The organism is Streptomyces sp. NBC_00057, assembly GCF_045041165.1.
Taxonomy (GTDB): Bacteria; Actinomycetota; Actinomycetes; order Streptomycetales; family Streptomycetaceae; genus Streptomyces.
The window spans coordinates 2057817-2075511 of record NZ_CP108256.1; the positions used below are offsets into that span (position 1 = coordinate 2057817).

The window sequence follows — 17695 nt, forward strand, 5'->3', positions numbered from 1 at the left end:
CGCCGGGGCTGGGGACGGCCGGCCCTCGACTGGTCGTTCATGTGTTGTCGACGCGGTGTGGGGCCAAGTACACAAGCCGTACTCCACCCGGTGCAGTAACCGAAACCACGAAGGAGTTGGCTGGTCGATCTCCTCGTCTTGTAGATTCGAACGAATGGCGGGGGTCGGTGACCTCACCGCAATACCCAGTTTTCACCCGCACCAACGAAAGAGATCGGCGGCGACGAGATGCGGCTGCGCGCACTGCTGGAGACCGACGCGCTGGGCCTGCGGCTGCTCGGCGGCGAGGACGAGCTGGACCGGTCCGTCCGCGGCGTGATGACCACCGACCTGCGGGATCCCAGCCGCTATCTGTCGGGCGGCGAGCTGGTCCTGACGGGCCTGGCCTGGCGCCGGGACGCGACGGACTCGGAGCCGTTCGTACGAATCCTGGCGGGTGCCGGGGTCGCCGGGCTCGCGGCGGGCGAGGCGGAGCTCGGCGACATCCCCGGCGATCTGGTGGAGGCATGTGCGCGGCACCGGCTGCCGCTCTTCGCCGTCCATGAGACCGTCGCGTTCGCAACGATCACCGAGCATGTGGTGCGCCAGGTGTCCGGCGAGCGTGCGGGCGATCTGGCCGCGGTCGTGGACCGGCACCGCAGGCTCATGACCTCGGGCCCGGCGGGCGGTGGGCCCGAGGTGGTCCTCGATCTGCTCGGTTCCGACCTCGACCTGCACGCCTGGGTGCTCTCCCCCACCGGCCGGCAGATCGCGGGCGCCGGTGACGCACCGCTGGCCGGACCGGTCGGCGCGGCGCTCGCCGGCCACCATCTGGCCGCCACCCGCACCGGCCGCCGGGCCCCGCACCGGGCCACGGTCGGCGGCACCACGTATTCGCTCTTCCCGATCCGGAACGCCGGGCGGGGCACGGTCCCCGCCTCCCGCGACGTGCGCGAGTCGGTGCTCTCCGACTGGCTGCTCGCGGTCGAGGCGGACGCGAGCGACTGGCCGCCCGCCCGGCTGGATCTGCTCCAGGGCGTCACCCAGCTGATCGCGGTCGAACGGGACCGGCGCGACGCGGCCCGTACGGTACGCCGCAGGCTCGCCCAGGAAGTCCTTGAACTGGTCCAGGCGGGCGCCCCGCCGGCCGAGATCGCCGCCAGGCTGCGGGTCGCCGCCCCGGTGCTGCTCCCGGGTCTCGGGACCGCGCCGCACTGGCAGGTCGTGGTGGCGCGGGTCGAATGGGGTGTCGCGGAGGGCTCCGCCACGACGGGCGCCCCGGCCGGCAGCTCCGGCTCCGCCGTCGCGGGCGGCCCGGCCGCCCAGGCGCTGCTGGAGGAGATCCTGGTCGACCCCGCGGTCACCGGCCCCGACTCCGCGGACCGGATCGCGGTCGCCCACACGGGCGACGAGGCCGTCGCCCTCGTACCCCTGCCCGCCGTCAGCACACCCGCACCGGCCCACGAATCCGGCCCGGACATGGCGCCCGCCGAGGTCTCCGCCGACGAGAATCCCGCGCTGCACGCCGATGTGCTGCTCGCCGCCGTCCGCGAACCGCTCTCCGCCGGCCTCGCCGACGACGGCCGGCTGACACTGGGTGTCAGCGCGGCCGTGCACTCCCCCGAGGGTCTGCGCGGCGCCCTGGAGGAGGCCCGGCACGCCCGCCGGGTGGCGGCGGCCCGTCCCGGCAGGGTCTGCGCGGCCGGGCACCACGAGCTGGCCTCGCACGTACTGCTGCTGCCGTTCGTCCCCGACGACGTGCGCCGCGCGTTCACCGCACGGTTGCTCGACCCGCTGCGCGACTACGACCGGCGCCATCGCGCGGAGCTGATCCCGACGCTGGAGGCGTTCCTGGACTGCGACGGTTCCTGGACCCGCTGCGCGTCCCGGCTCCATCTGCACGTCAACACGTTGCGCTACCGGGTCGGGCGAATCGAGCAGTTGACGGGGCGTGACCTTTCGCGCCTGGAGGACAAGCTCGATTTCTTTCTCGCCCTGCGTATGAGCTGACTTCCGGGCCCTGCCACGGCTCTCGGCGGGTCCGGGCGTTTGTGAAATCTTTCACCTGACATTGACCCGACCCCTTGGCCCGGCGTGCCATTCCGTGCTGAGATGCGGCCAGACTCAACAGCTCAATGGCGCGCTCGGGGAGGGCAATGTGGCGCATACCGCCATGTCTGGTTCCGGAACGACAGCAGATGACGATCCGCCGCTCCAGACAGCGGTATGGCGGCTGCGGTCACGCGCCTGCTGGACGGACGCCGCCGCGCTGCTGGAGCACGACGCCGCCACCGATCCGGCAGCGGCACTCCAGCGCACCACCCTGCTGACCGAGCGGTGCCTGTACACCGGGCAGGGCTGGACCGACGCCGAGGACGCCCTGCGCACCGCCGAGGCGCTGGCCCACGACGACGCCGAACGCGGCGCAGCCGCCTGCGAGCGTGGCCATCTGGCATACGCGTCGACGCTTCTCGGCGTACGGGACCGGGCCGACGAGGCCAGCGTCGCCCTGAGCCGGGCCGCCGCACTGCTCGCCCCGTCAGCGCCGGGACGCCCGCTGCTGGACTTCCGCCGGGGCCTGATCGCGCAGAACATCGCCGAATCGCCTCAGGCCGCGCGTGCCGCGTACCGCAGGGCCCACGCCGGTGCCACCGCCCAGGGCGACGCGTTGCTGCTCTCCTCGACCTGGCGCCATCTCGCCCTGCTCGCCCTGCGCGAGGGCGAGATGGCGGAGGCGCGGCACGGTTTCGCCGAGTCCCTGCGGTTAAGGGAGGAGCTGGGCTATCTGATCGGTACGGCTCCGGCCCTCATCGCCCTGGCGGACTCCGAGCCGGAGCCGGAGGCGGCGACCCGGCTGCGCGCCGAGGCGGGCCGGCTCTTCCGGCTGCTCGGGGGCGTTCCGACATGGCTGGCTCCGCACCTGGACCCGCCGCCCCCTCAGACGGCCGAGGCGAACTGAGCCCCGGAGGGCCGGTGTGACGTCAGCTCTCGGCGCCGGTGAAGTGTTCCCGTACGAGCGACTGCACGACGGTCAGGTCCTGCGCGACGAGCGCGTCGAGCAGGGCGGTGTGCTCGGCGGCGTCGGCGAGCAGGTCGGCGTGGCGGGTGGCGGGGGTGTTTCCCAGGGGCCACTGGGAGCGGCGGTGCAGGTCGTCGGCGACCATCACCAACTGCTCGTTGCCGCAGAGCGCGAGGACCGCCCTGTGGAAGGCCCGGTCGGACTCGGCGTAACTCGCCCGGTCGCCCACGGCGGCCGCCGCAACCGTGGCTTCGGCCAGCGGGCGCAGGGCGCACCAGCGGGCCGGCGGGACGGTGCGGGCCAGCCGCAGCATGACGGGGACCTCGATCAGGGCCCGTACCTCGGCCAGCTCTGCCAGCTCGCGCGGGCCCCGCTGGGACACCCGGAAACCGCGGTTCGGTACGACCTCGACGGCGCCCTCGATGGCCAACTGCTGCATCGCCTCGCGCACGGGGGTCGCGGAGACCCCGAAGCGGGCGCCGAGAGCCGGGGCGGAGTAGACCTGCCCCGGAACCAGCTGACCGTCGACCAGCGCCGCGCGCAGGGCGTCGAGGATCTGGCCACGTACGGAGTGTCGCTGCACCGCCGGCCGCGGGGCGGGCGGCTCGCTGTGGGTGTGCTCGCCGCGTACCTGCTCGCCACGTGCCTGCTCGGGCACACGTACGGACGCCGGGGTCGTCGCGGACGCGACGGACGCGTGCGGCGGCCGCGCCTGCTCGCGCGCTCTGCCCTGCTCCACTCGGACCTCCTCGGCCTGCCGTGGGCGCGGCTCGCGTGCGCCATGCCCCTGTGCACGATAGGCGGCGCAGGCCGCAGTTCAAACATCGATCCATTCGGGTAAGGTAAGGCTTACCTGCAAACGATCGCGATTCGGTGGGCCCCGCATGACACTCGCCACTCCGCTTCCCGCCACCACCGCGTCCGCCGTGACGGGCGCGTACGCGCGTCTGGCCGAGGTCTTCCCCGGGCTCCGCGCAGAGGTGCTGGAGGACGGCAAGGCCGCCCCTAGCGGTGCCGGCTGGGTGGGTGCGGACGAGCTCGCGGCGGGTGGTGCCTCGCTCGACGCCTTCCTCGCCTGGGACCACGCGCAGGTGCTGCGGGACTACGGGCAGCAGCCCCGGCCCGATGTGGTCGCCAGCTTCGGACTGCACCGGTACGCCTGGCCCGCCTGTCTGCTGGTGACGGTTCCGTGGTTCCTGCACCGGCGGGTGCCCCGGATCCCCGTCGGGGATGTGGCGTTCCAGCGGGCGCTGGGTCATCTGGCCGTCCGCATAAGGGAATTCGTCTGCCTTCCGGACGATCCGGCAGCCGGACTGCCGGGCGCTCGGGTGGTCCCGGACGAGGCGGCGCTGCGGGCCGAGGTACTCGTCGCCGTGGCCGACCACATCGGTCCGGTACTGGACGGCTTCGGACCGCGGATGCGGCGCGGCAGGCGGGCGTTGTGGGGCATGGCGACGGACGAGGTCGTCGAGGGCCTCTGGTACATCGCCCACCTGCTCGGCGAGGAGCGGCGCGCGATGACCGAGCTGGAGGCGCTCCTGCCGGGCACCACGAAGCCGTACGTCGGCTCGGCGGGCTTCCGTGAACTGACCGGGCCGAACGGCGAGTCGCTGCACACCCGCGACCGGGCGAGCTGCTGCCTCTTCTACACACTGCGCCCCGAGGACACCTGTGTCACCTGCCCGCGCACCTGTGACGCCGAGCGGGTACGGAAACTGACGCCCACTCAGTGATCGACACCGCTCGCACGAGTAGTACTATTCGAACGCAGATCACTGGCCGTGTACGGATATTCGATCAGATCCCGGCTATCCGTATGCCCTGCCAACCCAATGGCGTTCTCTTGCCCCGAAACCCCCTGAGCGTGACGGGGTTTCGGCAATCATGGCGCCCGAAATGCCCTACGCGATGCAAGGGACCGCGCATGAGACTGACCGACATATCGCTGAATTGGCTGCTTCCGGGCGCCGTGCTGCTCGTGGGAGTCCTGGCGGCGGTGGCGGTGGTCGCACGCGGCAAGCGCGCCGCTGACAATTCCGCGGCCGGCGACAGCTGGGAGCGCAGCGAGGAGCGTCGCAGACGTAAGGAGGCGCTGTATGCCACCGCCTCGTACGTCCTGCTGTTCTGCTGCGCGGCGGTCGCCGCCGCCCTCTCCTTCCATGGGCTCGTCGGCTTCGGCGAGCAGAACCTCGGCCTCTCCGGGGGCTGGGAGTATCTCGTTCCGTTCGGCCTCGACGGGGCCGCGATGTTCTGTTCCGTACTCGCGGTGCGCGAGGCCAGCCACGGTGACGCGGCGCTCGGATCACGGCTGCTCGTATGGACGTTCGCCGGCGCGGCCGCCTGGTTCAACTGGGTGCACGCGCCGCGCGGTATCGACCACGCGGGCGCCCCGCACTTCTTCGCGGGAATGTCGCTCTCGGCAGCCGTGCTCTTCGACCGGGCGCTGAAGCAGACCCGCCGGGCCGCGCTGCGCGAGCAGGGCCTGGTGCCCCGTCCGCTGCCGCAGATCCGGATCGTACGGTGGCTGCGCGCCCCCCGGGAGACCTTCGGTGCCTGGTCGCTGATGCTGCTGGAGGGCGTACGCACCCTGGACGAAGCGGTCGAAGAGGTACGTGAGGACCGGCGGGAGAAGGAGCAGAACCGTCTCCGCAGGAAGGACCAGGTGAAGCTGGACCGGGCCCACATCAAGGCGCTGAACCGGCAGAACCGGGCCTGGCGCAGGGTCGGCCGGGGTGGCACCCAGGTGGACGTCCAGGCCATCGCCCCCGCGCCGGGCTCCGCGCAGTCCGCCATGGAGCCCGCCCTATCCGAGCCGGGACAACTGCCCTTGCGCCACCGGCCGTCCCTGCAGGCCGTGACCGGTCCGAGCCCCAGCACCTCGGACCGGCACCCCAATGATCCGTTCACCGTCGACCTCACCGCCGAGGACGACACCCAGGCACTGCCCCGGCTCGATTCGCTGGAGCGGAAACTGAAGGACCTGGAGCAGCAGTTCGGCTGATCCGTCACAAAAGGCCCTGACGGCCCGGTCCCTTCCGGGCTCTCAGGGCTTTTCGCCGTCCAGCTCGAACCAGACGACCTTGCCCAGCGCGTGTGCGCTGACCCCCCAGGCGTCCGCGAGGCTCCGCACCAGGATCAGCCCTCGGCCATGCGTACCGTCGTCGGCGTTCGGTACGTACGACAGAGGCATTCCGGATACGAAGTCCCGAACCTCCACCCGTAGTTTCGCGGGTGCCACACTCACCGTGACGACCGCGCCGTGCCTCGTATGGATCAGCGCATTGGTCACCAGCTCGCTGAGCAGGAGCTCCGCCACCTCGGCCGGCTCGGCCCGCCACCGATATCGCAGGAACTCCCGCAACGCACAACGCACTTCGCTCACGGCGCCCAGATCCGTGTGGGCCAGTCTGCGATGCAGCCGAACCGACTGCTCCCCCTGCGCCCGTGGCTCGTGCGCCGCCCCGTCCGCCATGGAATCGGCATCTCCCTGACGCTCCATCGTTTCCCCCGCCCGCACAGTGAATCGCCCCCTTCTCGACTTCTCGACTTCTCGTCGCCTGGGGATGCATGCCCCACAGGCGGGCCGCCACGCTTGTCGACTCATCAATAAGTGAACAGAGAACGGGCGGCAAGGCCCGGAGCGGCGGACACATCGATGTCACATTTCTGCCCCTCCGGTTAACTTCCAAAAAATTCACACCGGTTGACGTTGACGGGACCATGTCTACGCGCGTCATCATGGTTGCTATGCGAATCCCCCCACGGATCACCACGCTCGGTGGCGCTGCCGCCCTCCTGTCCGTCCTTTTCATCGGCGGCCCGGTCCCCACGACCGCAACGGCCGCCACCACCTCGGTCGGCAGCATCTGTTACTCGGCGCTGCCCACCCAGGCGCACGACACCCTCGACCTGATCGACGCGGGCGGCCCGTTCCCCTACTCGCAGGACGGTGCCGTCTTCCAGAACCGTGAAGGCGTCCTGGCCGGCCGGAGCACCGGCTACTACCACGAGTACACGGTCATCACCCCCGGCTCCCCCACCCGGGGCGCGCGTCGGATCGTCACAGGTGAAGAGGTGCAGGAGGACTACTACACCAGCGACCACTACGCCACGTTCGACCTGATCGACCAGGGCTGCTGAAGCCCCGACCCTCCGAGCCGATCCGCGCCGTAGCCCCCCACCTGCGGCGCGGATCACGGACCGCCGGCAGCGGCCGGACTTGTACCCTCCCCCCATGACCGTGACCTATGTGATCGACGGCTCCCGGGTCACCGGCCTGGAGCAGTTCTGGAAAGCGATCGGCGAGGCCGTGAACGGCCCGGGCGGATACTTCGGCCGCAACTTCGACGCCCTCGCGGACTGTCTCGGCGGCGGGATGGGCACTCCGGACGACGGCGACTTCGTCTTCGAATGGCGGGACCACGCTCTCTCCGCGCAGGCCCTGGGCCATGAGGAGACGGCTCGCTATCTGCGGCAGAGCCTGAGCCGGGTGCATCCCGCAAACCGCGCGGCGGTCCAGCAGCGGCTGGACGAGGCGCTGGTGGGGCGGGGACCGACCCTGTTCGACCTGCTCGTGGAGGCGCTGACGAACGGAACGGCGCCCGGCGGGCTGCGGCTGTCGTGAGCCCCGGGCCGTGTCCGGCGGACGCGGCCCGGAGGGCGGCACCGGCCGGCCGAGCGGGGTCATCACTCGGCCGGCCGGCACCATGGGGGTCGTAGGGATCAGAACTCGGTGGTGACCTTGGCGCCGTCGAACGCCTCGTTGCCGTAGAGGCTGATGAAGTGGTAGCCCGGCGCCGGGTTGTTGACGGTCAGGGTGTGCTCGTTGCCCGCCCCGACGGACTTGTCGGTGTAGACCTCGGTGGTCGCCCACTCCTTCGCGCTGTAGTAGAGGTCGGCGTCACCCGTGCCGCCGGACGCGGTGATCTTCAACTGGGTGGTGCCGGCCGGGATGACGACGGCCAGGTAGGCGTAGTCGCCCTTGACGGCCTTCAGCGCGCTGCGCATGCAGTTCTGGCCCAGCATCCTGGTGTCGGTGTCCTTGCACTCGGTGATCTCGCCGGGCGGGTTGGTGGACCCGCCGCCGCAGGCACCGGCCGCGCAGGCCGCCAGCCAGGTGTTCCAGTCGGCGTCGTAACGGCTGCCGATGGTCGACGTGAGCAGGGTGCGGGCGCCGTCCCAGTCACCCTTGCGGTAGAGGCCGAGCAGGGTGTCGACGTCGGAGCGGTGGGATTCGAGCATGTAACGGACGGCCAGGTAGCCCCAGTTGTACACGCGGGTCTGGTCGGCGTTGTCGTAGGTGGTGTCGAACAGGGTGCGCAGGGTGTAGGTGCGGTTCGCAGCCTGGGCGATGGCGGCCTCGTAGTCGAGCTTGCGGTACGAGTAGGAGACGAACTCCGCGAAGCCCTCGACCCACCAGACGGTCGGCGTGGTCATTCCGGCACCGAAGTCGCCGTACATGTTGAAGCGGCCGTCGAGGTAGTGCGTGTACTCGTGGTTGAGGTTCCAGATCTGGAAGTCGGGGCGGGCCCACTCGGCCTCGTAGGCAATGAACCGGGGCTGGTTGCCCTCGGCCTTGGGGTCGCCCTCCAGGTACATGCCGCCGTTGTTGGTGTCGATGCCGAAGATCACACCGGCGTAGGTCTGGTAGTCGGTGCTGGAGTTGAAGGCGACGACCTCGATGGTCTTGTTGTTGTCGTCGGCGACAGCCCCGTTGTCCCGGGCCACCTCGTGGAAGTAGGCGTCCTGGTTGCGCAGGCTGGTGCAGCTGGCTTCGAGTTCCTCCGCGGTCATGTCCTGCGCCCGGATGGTGATGCTGTCGCTACAGGTGTGCTTCACCGGCAGGACGGCCTTCTCGAGACGCTCCGCGAGGTCACAGGCGCCGTAGGCCGCGCAGTTGTCCTTGTCGTAGGCGTCGACCATCTTGGCCAGATTGACCCAGAGCGGGGCGGTGGGGCCGTCGATGGAGCTCTTGCCCATCAAGTCGATCGCGAGCGGGCTCGCCTTGGCGCGCAGCGAGTCCTCCTTGAGGAAGCGGCCGAGCTCGAGTCCCGCGTTGGAGGCCAGGAACGACTGCTCGGTGCCCAGCAGGTCGAGGTGGTTCGCGGCGAAGTCGTGCAGGGAGTTCAGCACGCTGGAGTCGGCCTCGATGGCGCTGATGAACTCGGGCACCTGGTGACCGCGGAACATGACCGTGTACACGCTGTTCACGGCGTTGACCATGTACCAGGAGCTGTTGTACGACGCGTCGTAGCCGGCCAGCATCCGCTTGACGATGTTCAGGTAGCGGGCGTTCTCCTCGGCGCTGTCGATCAGGATGATCGCCTCGGACAGGCTCTCGCCGTTGGCGTCGGTGACGTCGAAGGCGTGCGAGGAGCCGAAGAAGCCGTCGAGCGCGCCCTGAATGGCCGTGCGCAGGCGCGGCCCGTACTCTCCGACGGTGTCGGGGTCGTAGTACTGCACGTAGTAGCCGGCCCGGAGGAAGAGAACGAGCTGGGGCATGCCGGTGCTGCCGTCACCGGGATAGGAGGCCGACGCGTCGCGCATCGCATCGGCGATGGTGACCATCTGGTCCTCGCGGAAGGCGTGGTAGCCGTCCTGGCCCTTGAGACGGAACAGCGTGTTGACGCAGTCGGTGGTCGCCGCCTTGACCTTCTCGACCAGGGCGCTTCCGGCGTTGTTGGTGAAATCGGTGGTGTTGCACTCGGCCGCGGCCCGGCCGGACTTCTTGGCGCGGGCCCGCTTCTCGGCCTTCATCGAAGGTGCCAGGTGGCTCGGAAGCGCGGTGGCCGGGTCGTCGTAGTCCCGCTTGAGCGCGTCCTTGGACGCGGACAGCGGCGGCCGGTCGGCGGCCTTGAGCGACTTGCGTTCGACGTGAGCGGCATCGTCGGCGGGTGCCGTCAGCGCCTCGGCGGTGGGGCCGCCGAGGTCCTCGGTCCGGGGTTCCGCCCGCTTCTGGGCGGCGTCCGAGAAGTGGGGGGTCACGGTCGACACGGCGGGGCGTTGCTCGACGGCCTGGCTCGGTGCCGTGAACAGGCCCACGCCCAGGCATGCTGCCAGGACCGCAGTGGACAATCCGGTTATCTTTTGCCGAACCCTCAGGTTCTTCACGTGCCGCCTCCAGCGGAGTGGTGACCGCGCGACAGGGCGCGGTTGTGGGGGAATGCAAGAGGTCGGTGCCGGACCGGGTCTGAAGTGCACTCACGTCGTGACATGAGCACGGCTCCTTTCCCCTTGCGCGCTGTACAATGGCACATGTCACATGTCCTTTGGAACCCCTCTCACGCACATTCATCTGCGCGACAACTTCTCGTCGCAACACGGGATATGACACGCGGCCCCGAACACACCGGCCGCCACCACCGGTTTCCCGACCACCGCACCACCGTGTCCCCGGAGAGCCGGAATTCCGGCCCCGACCCCGGTCCCACAGAGCCCCCGAGGAGCAATGCCCGTGTCCCATTCCCTCGCCGCGCCCCGCACCGGCAGCCATGACCTGCCGGTGTCGCCCGCACTGGACGCCTTCATGCGCACGGCGTGGGCGGATACCCCGCTGCCTGCGGACATCCGCGTCCCCTCTTATGACGTCACCCCGGCCCGCCGTGCCCGGTTCGCCGCCCGCTTCCCGGGCGAGCGCCTGGTCATCCCGGCGGGCGCGCTCGCGGTCCGCTCCAACGACACGAACTATCGCTTCCGTCCGCACACCGGCTACGCCTGGCTCACCGGCCTCACCGGCGAGGACCAGGCCGGACACGTCCTCGTCCTGGAACCCGACGGCGACGAGCGGCACGAGGCGGTGCTGTATCTGCGGCCCCGGTCACCCCGCACCGGCCGCGAGTTCTACCGCGACCGCAGATACGGGGAGTTCTGGGTCGGGCGCAGACCCGACCTGGAGGAAGCCGCCCGGATGACCGGCATCCGCTGTGCACACCTGGACACCTGGGAGAAGCTGCTGACCGGGCCACAGCCACCGGTACGGGTGCTGGGAGGGGTGGACCCTTCCGTCGACGAACTCCTGCGTTCCTGCCGCTCGTTCCAGCGCCTGCGGTCGGCGCCGGCAGGACTGGAAGCAGTGCTCAGTGAGCTCCGACTGGTCAAGGACCCTTGGGAGACCGGCCAGTTGCAGCAAGCCGTCGATGCGACGGTGACAGGATTCGAGGATGTGGTGCGGAGCCTTCCGCAGGCGCTGCGGCACCCGCGCGGTGAGCGTTGGATCGAGGGCGTCTTCGATCTGCGGGCCCGGCTCGAGGGGAATGGTCCGGGATACTCCACGATAGCCGCGGCCGGGGCGCACGCCTGTGTCCTGCACTGGATCCGCAATGACGGCCCCCTGGAACGCGACCGGTTGCTGCTACTGGACGCCGGGGTGGAGACCGACTCGCTCTACACGGCCGACATCACCCGCACCCTGCCGCTGTCCGGCCGCTTCTCCCCCGTACAGCGCAGCGTCTACGAGCTGGTGCTCGCCGCGCAGGAAGCGGGCATCGCGGCCCTGCGCCCTGGGGCACGATTCCGTGACTTCCACCTGGCGGCCATGCGGGTCATCGCCGAAGGGCTGCACGAATGGGGCGTGTTGCAGGTGTCCGCCGATGAGGCGCTCGACACCGACAACGGATTCTACCGCCGGTACACGCTCTGCAGCAGCGGTCACATGCTCGGCATGGACCTTCACGACTGCGCCCAGGCACGCGCCGACCGCTATCTGGACGGGCGCCTGGAAGTCGGCCAGGTACTGACCGTGGAACCGGGGCTCTATCTCCAGCCCGACGACGAAACGCTGCCGCCGTCGCTGCGCGGAATCGGGGTGCGGATAGAGGACGACCTCGTGATCACGGCCGACGGCGCTCGCCTCATGTCGTCCGCGCTGCCGCGCACCGCCGACGGAATCGAGGAGTGGATGGCCGCCCTGCTGGACGGTTGAACCGGACGGCCCACTCACCGGCCGCCCCCGCGGGGGGGCGGCCGGGGGAGGGCGGAGTGCCGCTTGGGGCTCCAGAACGAAACTGGTGGCTCAGGCCTCTGCGACCGGCAGCGACGCCCTTCTGCCCCGGGTTCCTCCGGCACCGACGTCGTCGCCGTCCTCGGCCCATATCGACCTGACATGTGACATGTGGGCCAGCATGCAGGCCTCGGCGCGCTCGGCGTCACCGGCGATCACCAGGTCGAGCAGTTGGACATGCTCCTCGGCCGATACGGTCAGCTGCCCCGTCGCGTCAAGCCGGTTCAGTCCGAAGAGGCGCGATCGCTTGCGCAGGTTGCCGACTTCCTCCACCAGCCTGCGGTTGCCCGCCAGACCGAGCAGTTCGAGATGGAAGCGGCGGTCAGCCTCCAGATAGCCGATGATGTCGTGCTCGGCGGCAGCAGCGACGATCGCCAGGGCGAGCGGCCGAAGTGCCTTCAGCTCCCTGACCTTGCCCATCCGGGCAATGCGGCCGACGGTGGGTACCTCGATCATGGCGCGGAGTTCGGTGAAGTCGTCGAGGTCCTGGTCGGTCAACTCGGTTATCCGGAAGCCCTTGTTGCGAACCGCTTCGACCAGGCCCTCCCGCGCCAGGTCGAGCATGGCCTCGCGGACCGGGGTGGCGGACACCCCGAATTCGGCAGCGAGCGCGGGGGCGGAGTAGATCATGCCCGGACGGAGCTCCCCGGCGATCAGGGCCGCCCTGAGGGCGTTCGCCACCTGGTCGCGCAAGTGCTCTTGCGCCGAGATGACATTGAGCGTCGACAGGCGGGCCATGTTTGTTCCTCCAACGCCGTACGGGCCCTCAGAATACAATGTCACGTTTCCGCTCGGGCCCGTCGTCCCTGGCCTGCGGGCAACTCGGTCAGGTCGCCGACTTCCGGTGCACCGCCGCGGCGACCGCGAGGTCTTCCCAGCCCATTCCGACGCTTTTGAAGAACCGGGGGCGCAGGAAGGCAGCCGGCTTCTCACCGAGGATCCGACCGGTCACCAGGTCGGCGAGGTTGCCGGCGATGTCCTCGGCTCCGAAGGCTCCTTCCGCCACTGGAATCAGCAGATCGCCCGCCTCCGACAGGGCTGCCGCCCTCGATTCGACGATCACGGTGGAGCGTGACACCAGAGCCGTGTCGACCTCCCGGGCGTCCGGGGTGTGCGAGCCGACCGCGACGACTGTCGCGCCGTCCGGCACGAGGGTGCCGTCGAACAGCGGAGTGGCGGACGTGGTGCAGCAGAGCACCAGATCGGCGGTGGCGACCTCCTCCGCCCCGTGCGCCTCACCCGCACGGGCGTCCACACCGCATTGACGCGCGTGCTCGACCAGTGCGACGACCCGGTGCGGGGTACGGCCGATCACGGTCACCCGTTCGACGTGCCGTTCCGCGAGCACCGCGGCAAGGTGTCCGTACGCCTGGGGGCCGGTTCCGAAGAGCACCAGATGGCGCAGGACGGGCGGGGTGAGGTGGCGGATCGCGAGTGCGGACACGGCCGGTGTGCGCAGTGTGGTGAGCGCGGCCCCGTCGAGCAGGGCGAGCGGCAGCAGGGTGGGGCCGTCGAGCAGCAGATAGCTTCCGGTGATCCGTGGCAGGCCGCGTGCCGGGTTGTCGGGGGCGACTCCGGCGATCTTCACTCCGGTCACCTGCTGGGTGGTGGCGGGCATGATCAGCAGTTCTCCGCCGGGCACTGTGACATGGTGCCGGGCCGGGGACGTCTCCGGATCGAGTCCCCCGCTCAGCGCCGCCTCCAGGGCGTCCAGGGCTCCGGTCGGTCCCAGGGCCTCGATGTCGTCGGCGCCGAGCAGGGGCAGGTTCACAGCAGGAATCCTTCGGGGAAGGGGTCGGACGGGTTCAGGAAGAATTGTGCGGTACCGGTGATCCAGGCACGGCCCGTGACGGTCGGAACGACGGCGGGCAGCCCGCCCACGGTGGTCTTCTCGACGAGACGCCCGGTGAACGACGTTCCGATGAAGGACTCGTTCACGAAGTCGGTGTCCAGGGGAAGTTCACCGCGTGCGTGCAGTTGGGCCATGCGTGCCGAGGTGCCGGTTCCGCAGGGCGACCGGTCGAACCAGCCGGGGTGGATGGCCATCGCATGTCGGGAGTGGCGGGCATCGGAACCGGGTGCGACGAACTGCACGTGCTTGAGGCCGTGGATGCCGGGATCCTCTGGGTGAACGGGCCGGTCAGCGGCGTTGACCGCGTCCATCAGGGCGAGTCCGGCCGCCAGGATGTCGTTCTTGCGCGCCCGGTCGAAGGGCAGCCCGAGGTCGGACAGTTGCACCATCGCGTAGAAGTTTCCGCCGTAGGCGAGGTCGTAGCGGACCGGTCCGTAGCCGGGTACATCCATCGTCCGGTCGAGTGCGACGCTGAACGCGGGAACGTTGGTCAGGGTGACAGCGGTGGCCGCGCCGTCCTCCACCCGGACGTCGACGCTGACGAGTCCGGCGGGGGTGTCCAGCCGGACGGTGGTGACGGGTTCGGTGACCTCGACCATGCCGGTCTCCACCAGAACGGTCGCGACCCCGATGGTGCCGTGCCCGCACATCGGCAGATAGCCGGAAACCTCTATGAAGAGGACGCCGAAGTCCGCGTCGGGCCGGGTGGGCGGCTGGAGGATCGCGCCGCTCATGGAAGCATGGCCGCGCGGTTCGTACATGAGCAGGGTCCGCACGGCGTCCCGGTGTTTCTGGAAGTAACTGCGCCGTTCGGCCATCGTGGCACCGGGAATGGTGCCGATGCCGCCGGTGATGACGCGGGTGGGCATGCCCTCGGTGTGTGAGTCGACTGCATGGAAGATGTGACGTGTCTGCAAGGCTCCTCCTGGTTCGTCACGATGAACACGAAAATCGGAGAGAACGGAAAGAACGGACTGGGTCGGGCACTGACCGGACGTGCGACGGCGCAACAGCGCTCAGCCGAGGCCCGCAGCCAGTACCTTCTCCGTCACGGCACGTACGGTGGCCGCGTCGTCGGCGGGCAGGGGAAGGCGTGGCGGACGGGTACGGCCGCCATGGCGTCCGACAACGTCCATGGATGCCTTGATGGCCTGGACGAACTCCGGCTTCGAGTCCCACCGCAGCAGGGGATGCAGCTCGCGGTACAGCGGCAGGGCGGTTGCCATGTCCCCTGTCACAGCGGCCCGGTACAGCTCGACACAGCAGGACGGCAGCATGTTCGGACAGCCGGCGATCCAGCCGACGGCCCCGGCGAGTGCCAGTTCCAGCAGTACGTCGTCGGCGCCCACGAGCAGGTCGAGGCCGGGCGCCTCTTCGGCGATCTCGTAGGCCCTTCGGACATCGCCGCTGAACTCCTTGACCGCCACGATGCTGCCATCCTGGTGGAGAGCGGCGAGCAGGCTCGGTGTCAGATCCACCTTGGTGTCGTACGGGTTGTTGTACGCGACGACCGGAACCCCGACTTCGGCCACAGCGGCGTAGTGGGCTCGGACCGCCGCGTCCTCGCAGCGGTATCCGTTGGGCGGCAGGAGCAGCACGGAACCGGCGCCCGCCTCTGCGGCCTGTTCCGCCCAGCGCCGCGACTCCGCGCTGCCGTAGGCGGAGACACCCGGCATGACGCGGCTGCCGTCGCCTGCCGCCTCGACGGCGACCCGGACCACCTGCTCGCGTTCGCTGTCGGTCAGGGTCTGGTACTCCCCCAGTGACCCGTTGGGCACCACACCGTCGCAACCCTCCGCGATGAGCTGTTGGACATGCGTGGCATAGGCGTCGTAGTCGATCGTGCAGTCATCGCGCAAGGTGAGCGGGTTGGCGACCATGACCCCGTGCCAGGGGCGGGTGCGCGGGTGGGTGTTCGTCTGCATCGTGGCTCCTTGAGTGGTGTGACATTCACGGTGTGGGGGGAAGCATGGGCAGCAGCCGGCGGCGCGAAATACCGAGGCGCGGCCGAGGCATGTCGGGGAGTGGCTGCGGGGCTATCCGGGGTCGGCCAGGTCGGCGAGCGTGGACAGCCTTACCGGGCAGGCCAGCGGGCGCCGGTCGGGGCCGTCCGGCTCTTCACCAGTGCTGCGTCCGGCGTTGTGTCCGCTGCCATGCGCGCCGGCCAGTTCACGGACGGCGAATCCGCAGGTCCGGCCCTGGCACCACCCCATTCCGGCCCGGGTGAGCAGTTTGACGGTCCTGGTGTCACCGGCTCCGAGCTCCTCGCACGCGGTACGGATCCGGCCCGCGGTGATTTCTTCGCAGCGGCAGACCTCCGTGTCGCCGGTCAGCCAGTCGCTCCACCCCGCCCCCGGCCGGTGCACGGCACCCATCAACGCGGAAAAGGCCCGCAGACGGCGCCGGGAACGACGCAGAGCGACTGCTCTGCGCGCCACTGCCCGCTCCACCCCGCCCCGCATCTCGCGAATGACCGATAGTGCAGCCAACTCCCCCTCACAAAGGGCGAGTTCGACGCCACCGATGCCGCCGGCCTCTCCCGCCGCCCAGACGCCCGGCACGGTGGTCCCGAGCTGCTCGTCGAGAGTGACCGCATGCGTACCGTCCGCGCACAGGCGCGTACCGCAACCCGCCGCCACGGCGAGTTCCAGCTGAGGAACCAGCCCGTGTCCGACGGCGAGGGCATCGCAGGCGATCTTGCGGCCGGTCCCCGGCACGGGACGCCACCGGCGGTCCACCCGGCTGACGGTCACCGCCTCCACCCGGTCGTCGCCGTGCACGTCGGTGACGGCCCGGTGCGTCAGCACTCGAACTCCGGCGCCGGTCAGTGCCGCCCCGTACCGGACCCCTTCCGTCATCTTGCCGGGGTTGGCGGCCAGCACCCGGGGAGCGCGCGCGTACGCCCCGTAACCGGACGCTTCGATCAGTGCCGGAACGCTCGCACCCGCACGCGTCAGCGAGAGGGCGACGGCCTGCAGTAGCGGGCCGCTCCCCGCGACCACGATCCGGCGACCAGGCAGCACCAGACCGGACTTGAGCATGGCCTGGGCGCCGGCCGCGCTCACCACGCCCGGACGTGTCCATCCGGGGAAGGGAAGTTGACGTTCATAAGCACCTGTCGCCAGCAGCATTCGGCGGGCCCGGACGGCGGAACGGTGATCCCCTTCGGCTCCGGTGACGGCGTGCAGGATCCAGTCGCGGTCACCGGCTCGTTCGACCGTCCACACCTGGTGGTTGTGGAGATGACGGATCGCGCCGGAGGCGCGGTGCGCGGCAAGTCGTGCGGAGAGTTCGGCGAAGACGGGCCAGCCGTGGTGGAGGGCGCCGGGCCGGGTCGCGCCGAGCCCGCCGGGCGGGCTTCGGTAGTACTGCCCACCGGGCGTGACGGCCGAGTCCAGCAGAACCACGTCGAGCCCGTGATCGGCCGCGGTGACGGCGGCGGCCAGGCCGGCCGGTCCCGCGCCCACCACGGCGAGTTCGGCGCAGTCCGCGTCCCGTGGGCGGCGTTCATCTGTCGAGTGCGGCATGCCCGTCGCCCTCCTGTGTGGTGATGGCGTCGTCGGCGCGGGCGGGAAGCAGGCATGCGCGCTGGTTCGGCCGGCCGTTGACCGTGGCCAGGCAGTCGTAGCAGGCACCGATGCCGCAGAAGGCTCCCCGCGGCCGACCGTGGACCCGAGTGGTGCGCCAGGTCAGGATGCCCGCCGACCAGAGGGCCGCGGCGATGCTCTGGCCCGGCAGTCCACGGATCGGGCGCCCGTCGAAGGTCAGCTGGAATTCCGGTTCGGGCTGCGCCGCAACGAGCTCGGCCGGGGTACGTGCACGGGTACGTCTCACAGGGTCCTCTCCT

16 protein-coding genes are annotated in these 17695 nt (G+C 70.2%); 7 read left to right on the top strand and 9 right to left on the bottom strand.

Features of this window, described 5'->3' with window-relative positions; genetic code table 11:
- The first annotated feature begins 228 nt into the window (after positions 1-228).
- Both OG953_RS09760 and OG953_RS09765 read left to right on the top strand, forming a co-directional pair.
- Positions 229-1989, top strand: a complete 1761-nt coding sequence (locus OG953_RS09760) for a PucR family transcriptional regulator (protein WP_405683481.1) — start codon at positions 229-231, stop codon at positions 1987-1989.
- A gap of 163 nt (positions 1990-2152) precedes the next feature.
- Entirely contained in the window at positions 2153-2938 is a 786-nt protein-coding gene (locus tag OG953_RS09765) for a hypothetical protein (RefSeq protein WP_405683482.1), read from the top strand.
- Positions 2939-2960: 22 nt separating this feature from the next.
- Here the strand turns inward: OG953_RS09765 and OG953_RS09770 are convergent, their stop codons facing one another.
- Positions 2961-3737: a GntR family transcriptional regulator gene (locus tag OG953_RS09770; protein WP_405683483.1), complete on the bottom strand. Its 777-nt coding sequence runs from the start codon at positions 3735-3737 to the stop codon at positions 2961-2963.
- 145 nt (positions 3738-3882) lie between these two features.
- Between OG953_RS09770 and OG953_RS09775 the strand changes: the two genes are divergently transcribed.
- Both OG953_RS09775 and OG953_RS09780 read left to right on the top strand, forming a co-directional pair.
- A complete protein-coding gene (locus OG953_RS09775; protein ID WP_405683484.1) occupies positions 3883-4731 on the top strand; it encodes a (2Fe-2S)-binding protein in 849 nt (282 codons plus the stop codon).
- Between the two features lie 191 nt (positions 4732-4922).
- Positions 4923-5999, top strand: a complete 1077-nt coding sequence (locus OG953_RS09780) for a DUF2637 domain-containing protein (protein WP_405683485.1) — start codon at positions 4923-4925, stop codon at positions 5997-5999.
- 42 nt (positions 6000-6041) lie between these two features.
- Here OG953_RS09780 and OG953_RS09785 read toward each other — a convergent pair whose 3' ends face one another.
- Positions 6042-6470, bottom strand: a complete 429-nt coding sequence (locus OG953_RS09785; protein ID WP_405691749.1) for an ATP-binding protein — start codon at positions 6468-6470, stop codon at positions 6042-6044.
- A 275-nt stretch (positions 6471-6745) separates the two neighbouring features.
- Between OG953_RS09785 and OG953_RS09790 the strand changes: the two genes are divergently transcribed.
- Both OG953_RS09790 and OG953_RS09795 read left to right on the top strand, forming a co-directional pair.
- Positions 6746-7138 carry a ribonuclease domain-containing protein gene (locus OG953_RS09790; protein ID WP_405683486.1) on the top strand — a complete coding sequence of 131 codons (393 nt, stop codon included), beginning with the start codon at positions 6746-6748 and terminating at the stop codon, positions 7136-7138.
- Between the two features lie 94 nt (positions 7139-7232).
- A complete protein-coding gene (locus OG953_RS09795) occupies positions 7233-7622 on the top strand; it encodes a barstar family protein (protein WP_405683487.1) in 390 nt (129 codons plus the stop codon).
- Positions 7623-7720: 98 nt separating this feature from the next.
- Here the strand turns inward: OG953_RS09795 and OG953_RS09800 are convergent, their stop codons facing one another.
- Positions 7721-10108, bottom strand: coding sequence for a M9 family metallopeptidase (locus OG953_RS09800; protein ID WP_405683488.1), 2388 nt, complete (start codon positions 10106-10108; stop codon positions 7721-7723).
- Positions 10109-10445: 337 nt separating this feature from the next.
- Here OG953_RS09800 and OG953_RS09805 point away from each other — a divergent pair, with 337 nt between their 5' ends.
- Positions 10446-11918, top strand: a complete 1473-nt coding sequence (locus OG953_RS09805) for an aminopeptidase P family protein (protein ID WP_405683489.1) — start codon at positions 10446-10448, stop codon at positions 11916-11918.
- A 90-nt stretch (positions 11919-12008) separates the two neighbouring features.
- On the opposite strand, the gene OG953_RS09810 is transcribed toward OG953_RS09805, so the two are convergent.
- The 6 genes from OG953_RS09810 to OG953_RS09835 form a co-directional block, all read right to left on the bottom strand.
- Positions 12009-12734 carry a GntR family transcriptional regulator gene (locus OG953_RS09810; RefSeq protein ID WP_405683490.1) on the bottom strand — a complete coding sequence of 242 codons (726 nt, stop codon included), beginning with the start codon at positions 12732-12734 and terminating at the stop codon, positions 12009-12011.
- A gap of 88 nt (positions 12735-12822) precedes the next feature.
- Positions 12823-13767, bottom strand: coding sequence for an ornithine cyclodeaminase family protein (locus tag OG953_RS09815; RefSeq protein ID WP_405683491.1), 945 nt, complete (start codon positions 13765-13767; stop codon positions 12823-12825).
- Positions 13764-14765 carry a proline racemase family protein gene (locus OG953_RS09820; protein ID WP_405683492.1) on the bottom strand — a complete coding sequence of 334 codons (1002 nt, stop codon included), beginning with the start codon at positions 14763-14765 and terminating at the stop codon, positions 13764-13766. The genes OG953_RS09815 and OG953_RS09820 overlap by 4 nt, the downstream gene beginning before the upstream one ends.
- 99 nt (positions 14766-14864) lie before the next feature.
- Positions 14865-15773 (bottom strand): dihydrodipicolinate synthase family protein, encoded by a 909-nt coding sequence (locus tag OG953_RS09825; protein ID WP_405683493.1) that lies wholly within the window; start codon positions 15771-15773, stop codon positions 14865-14867.
- Positions 15774-15884: 111 nt separating this feature from the next.
- Complete coding sequence (locus OG953_RS09830; protein WP_405683494.1) at positions 15885-17375, bottom strand: NAD(P)/FAD-dependent oxidoreductase; 1491 nt, start codon at positions 17373-17375, stop codon at positions 15885-15887.
- Positions 17356-17682, bottom strand: a complete 327-nt coding sequence (locus OG953_RS09835; RefSeq protein ID WP_405683495.1) for a (2Fe-2S)-binding protein — start codon at positions 17680-17682, stop codon at positions 17356-17358. The genes OG953_RS09830 and OG953_RS09835 overlap by 20 nt, the downstream gene beginning before the upstream one ends.
- Positions 17683-17695: the final 13 nt, after the last annotated feature.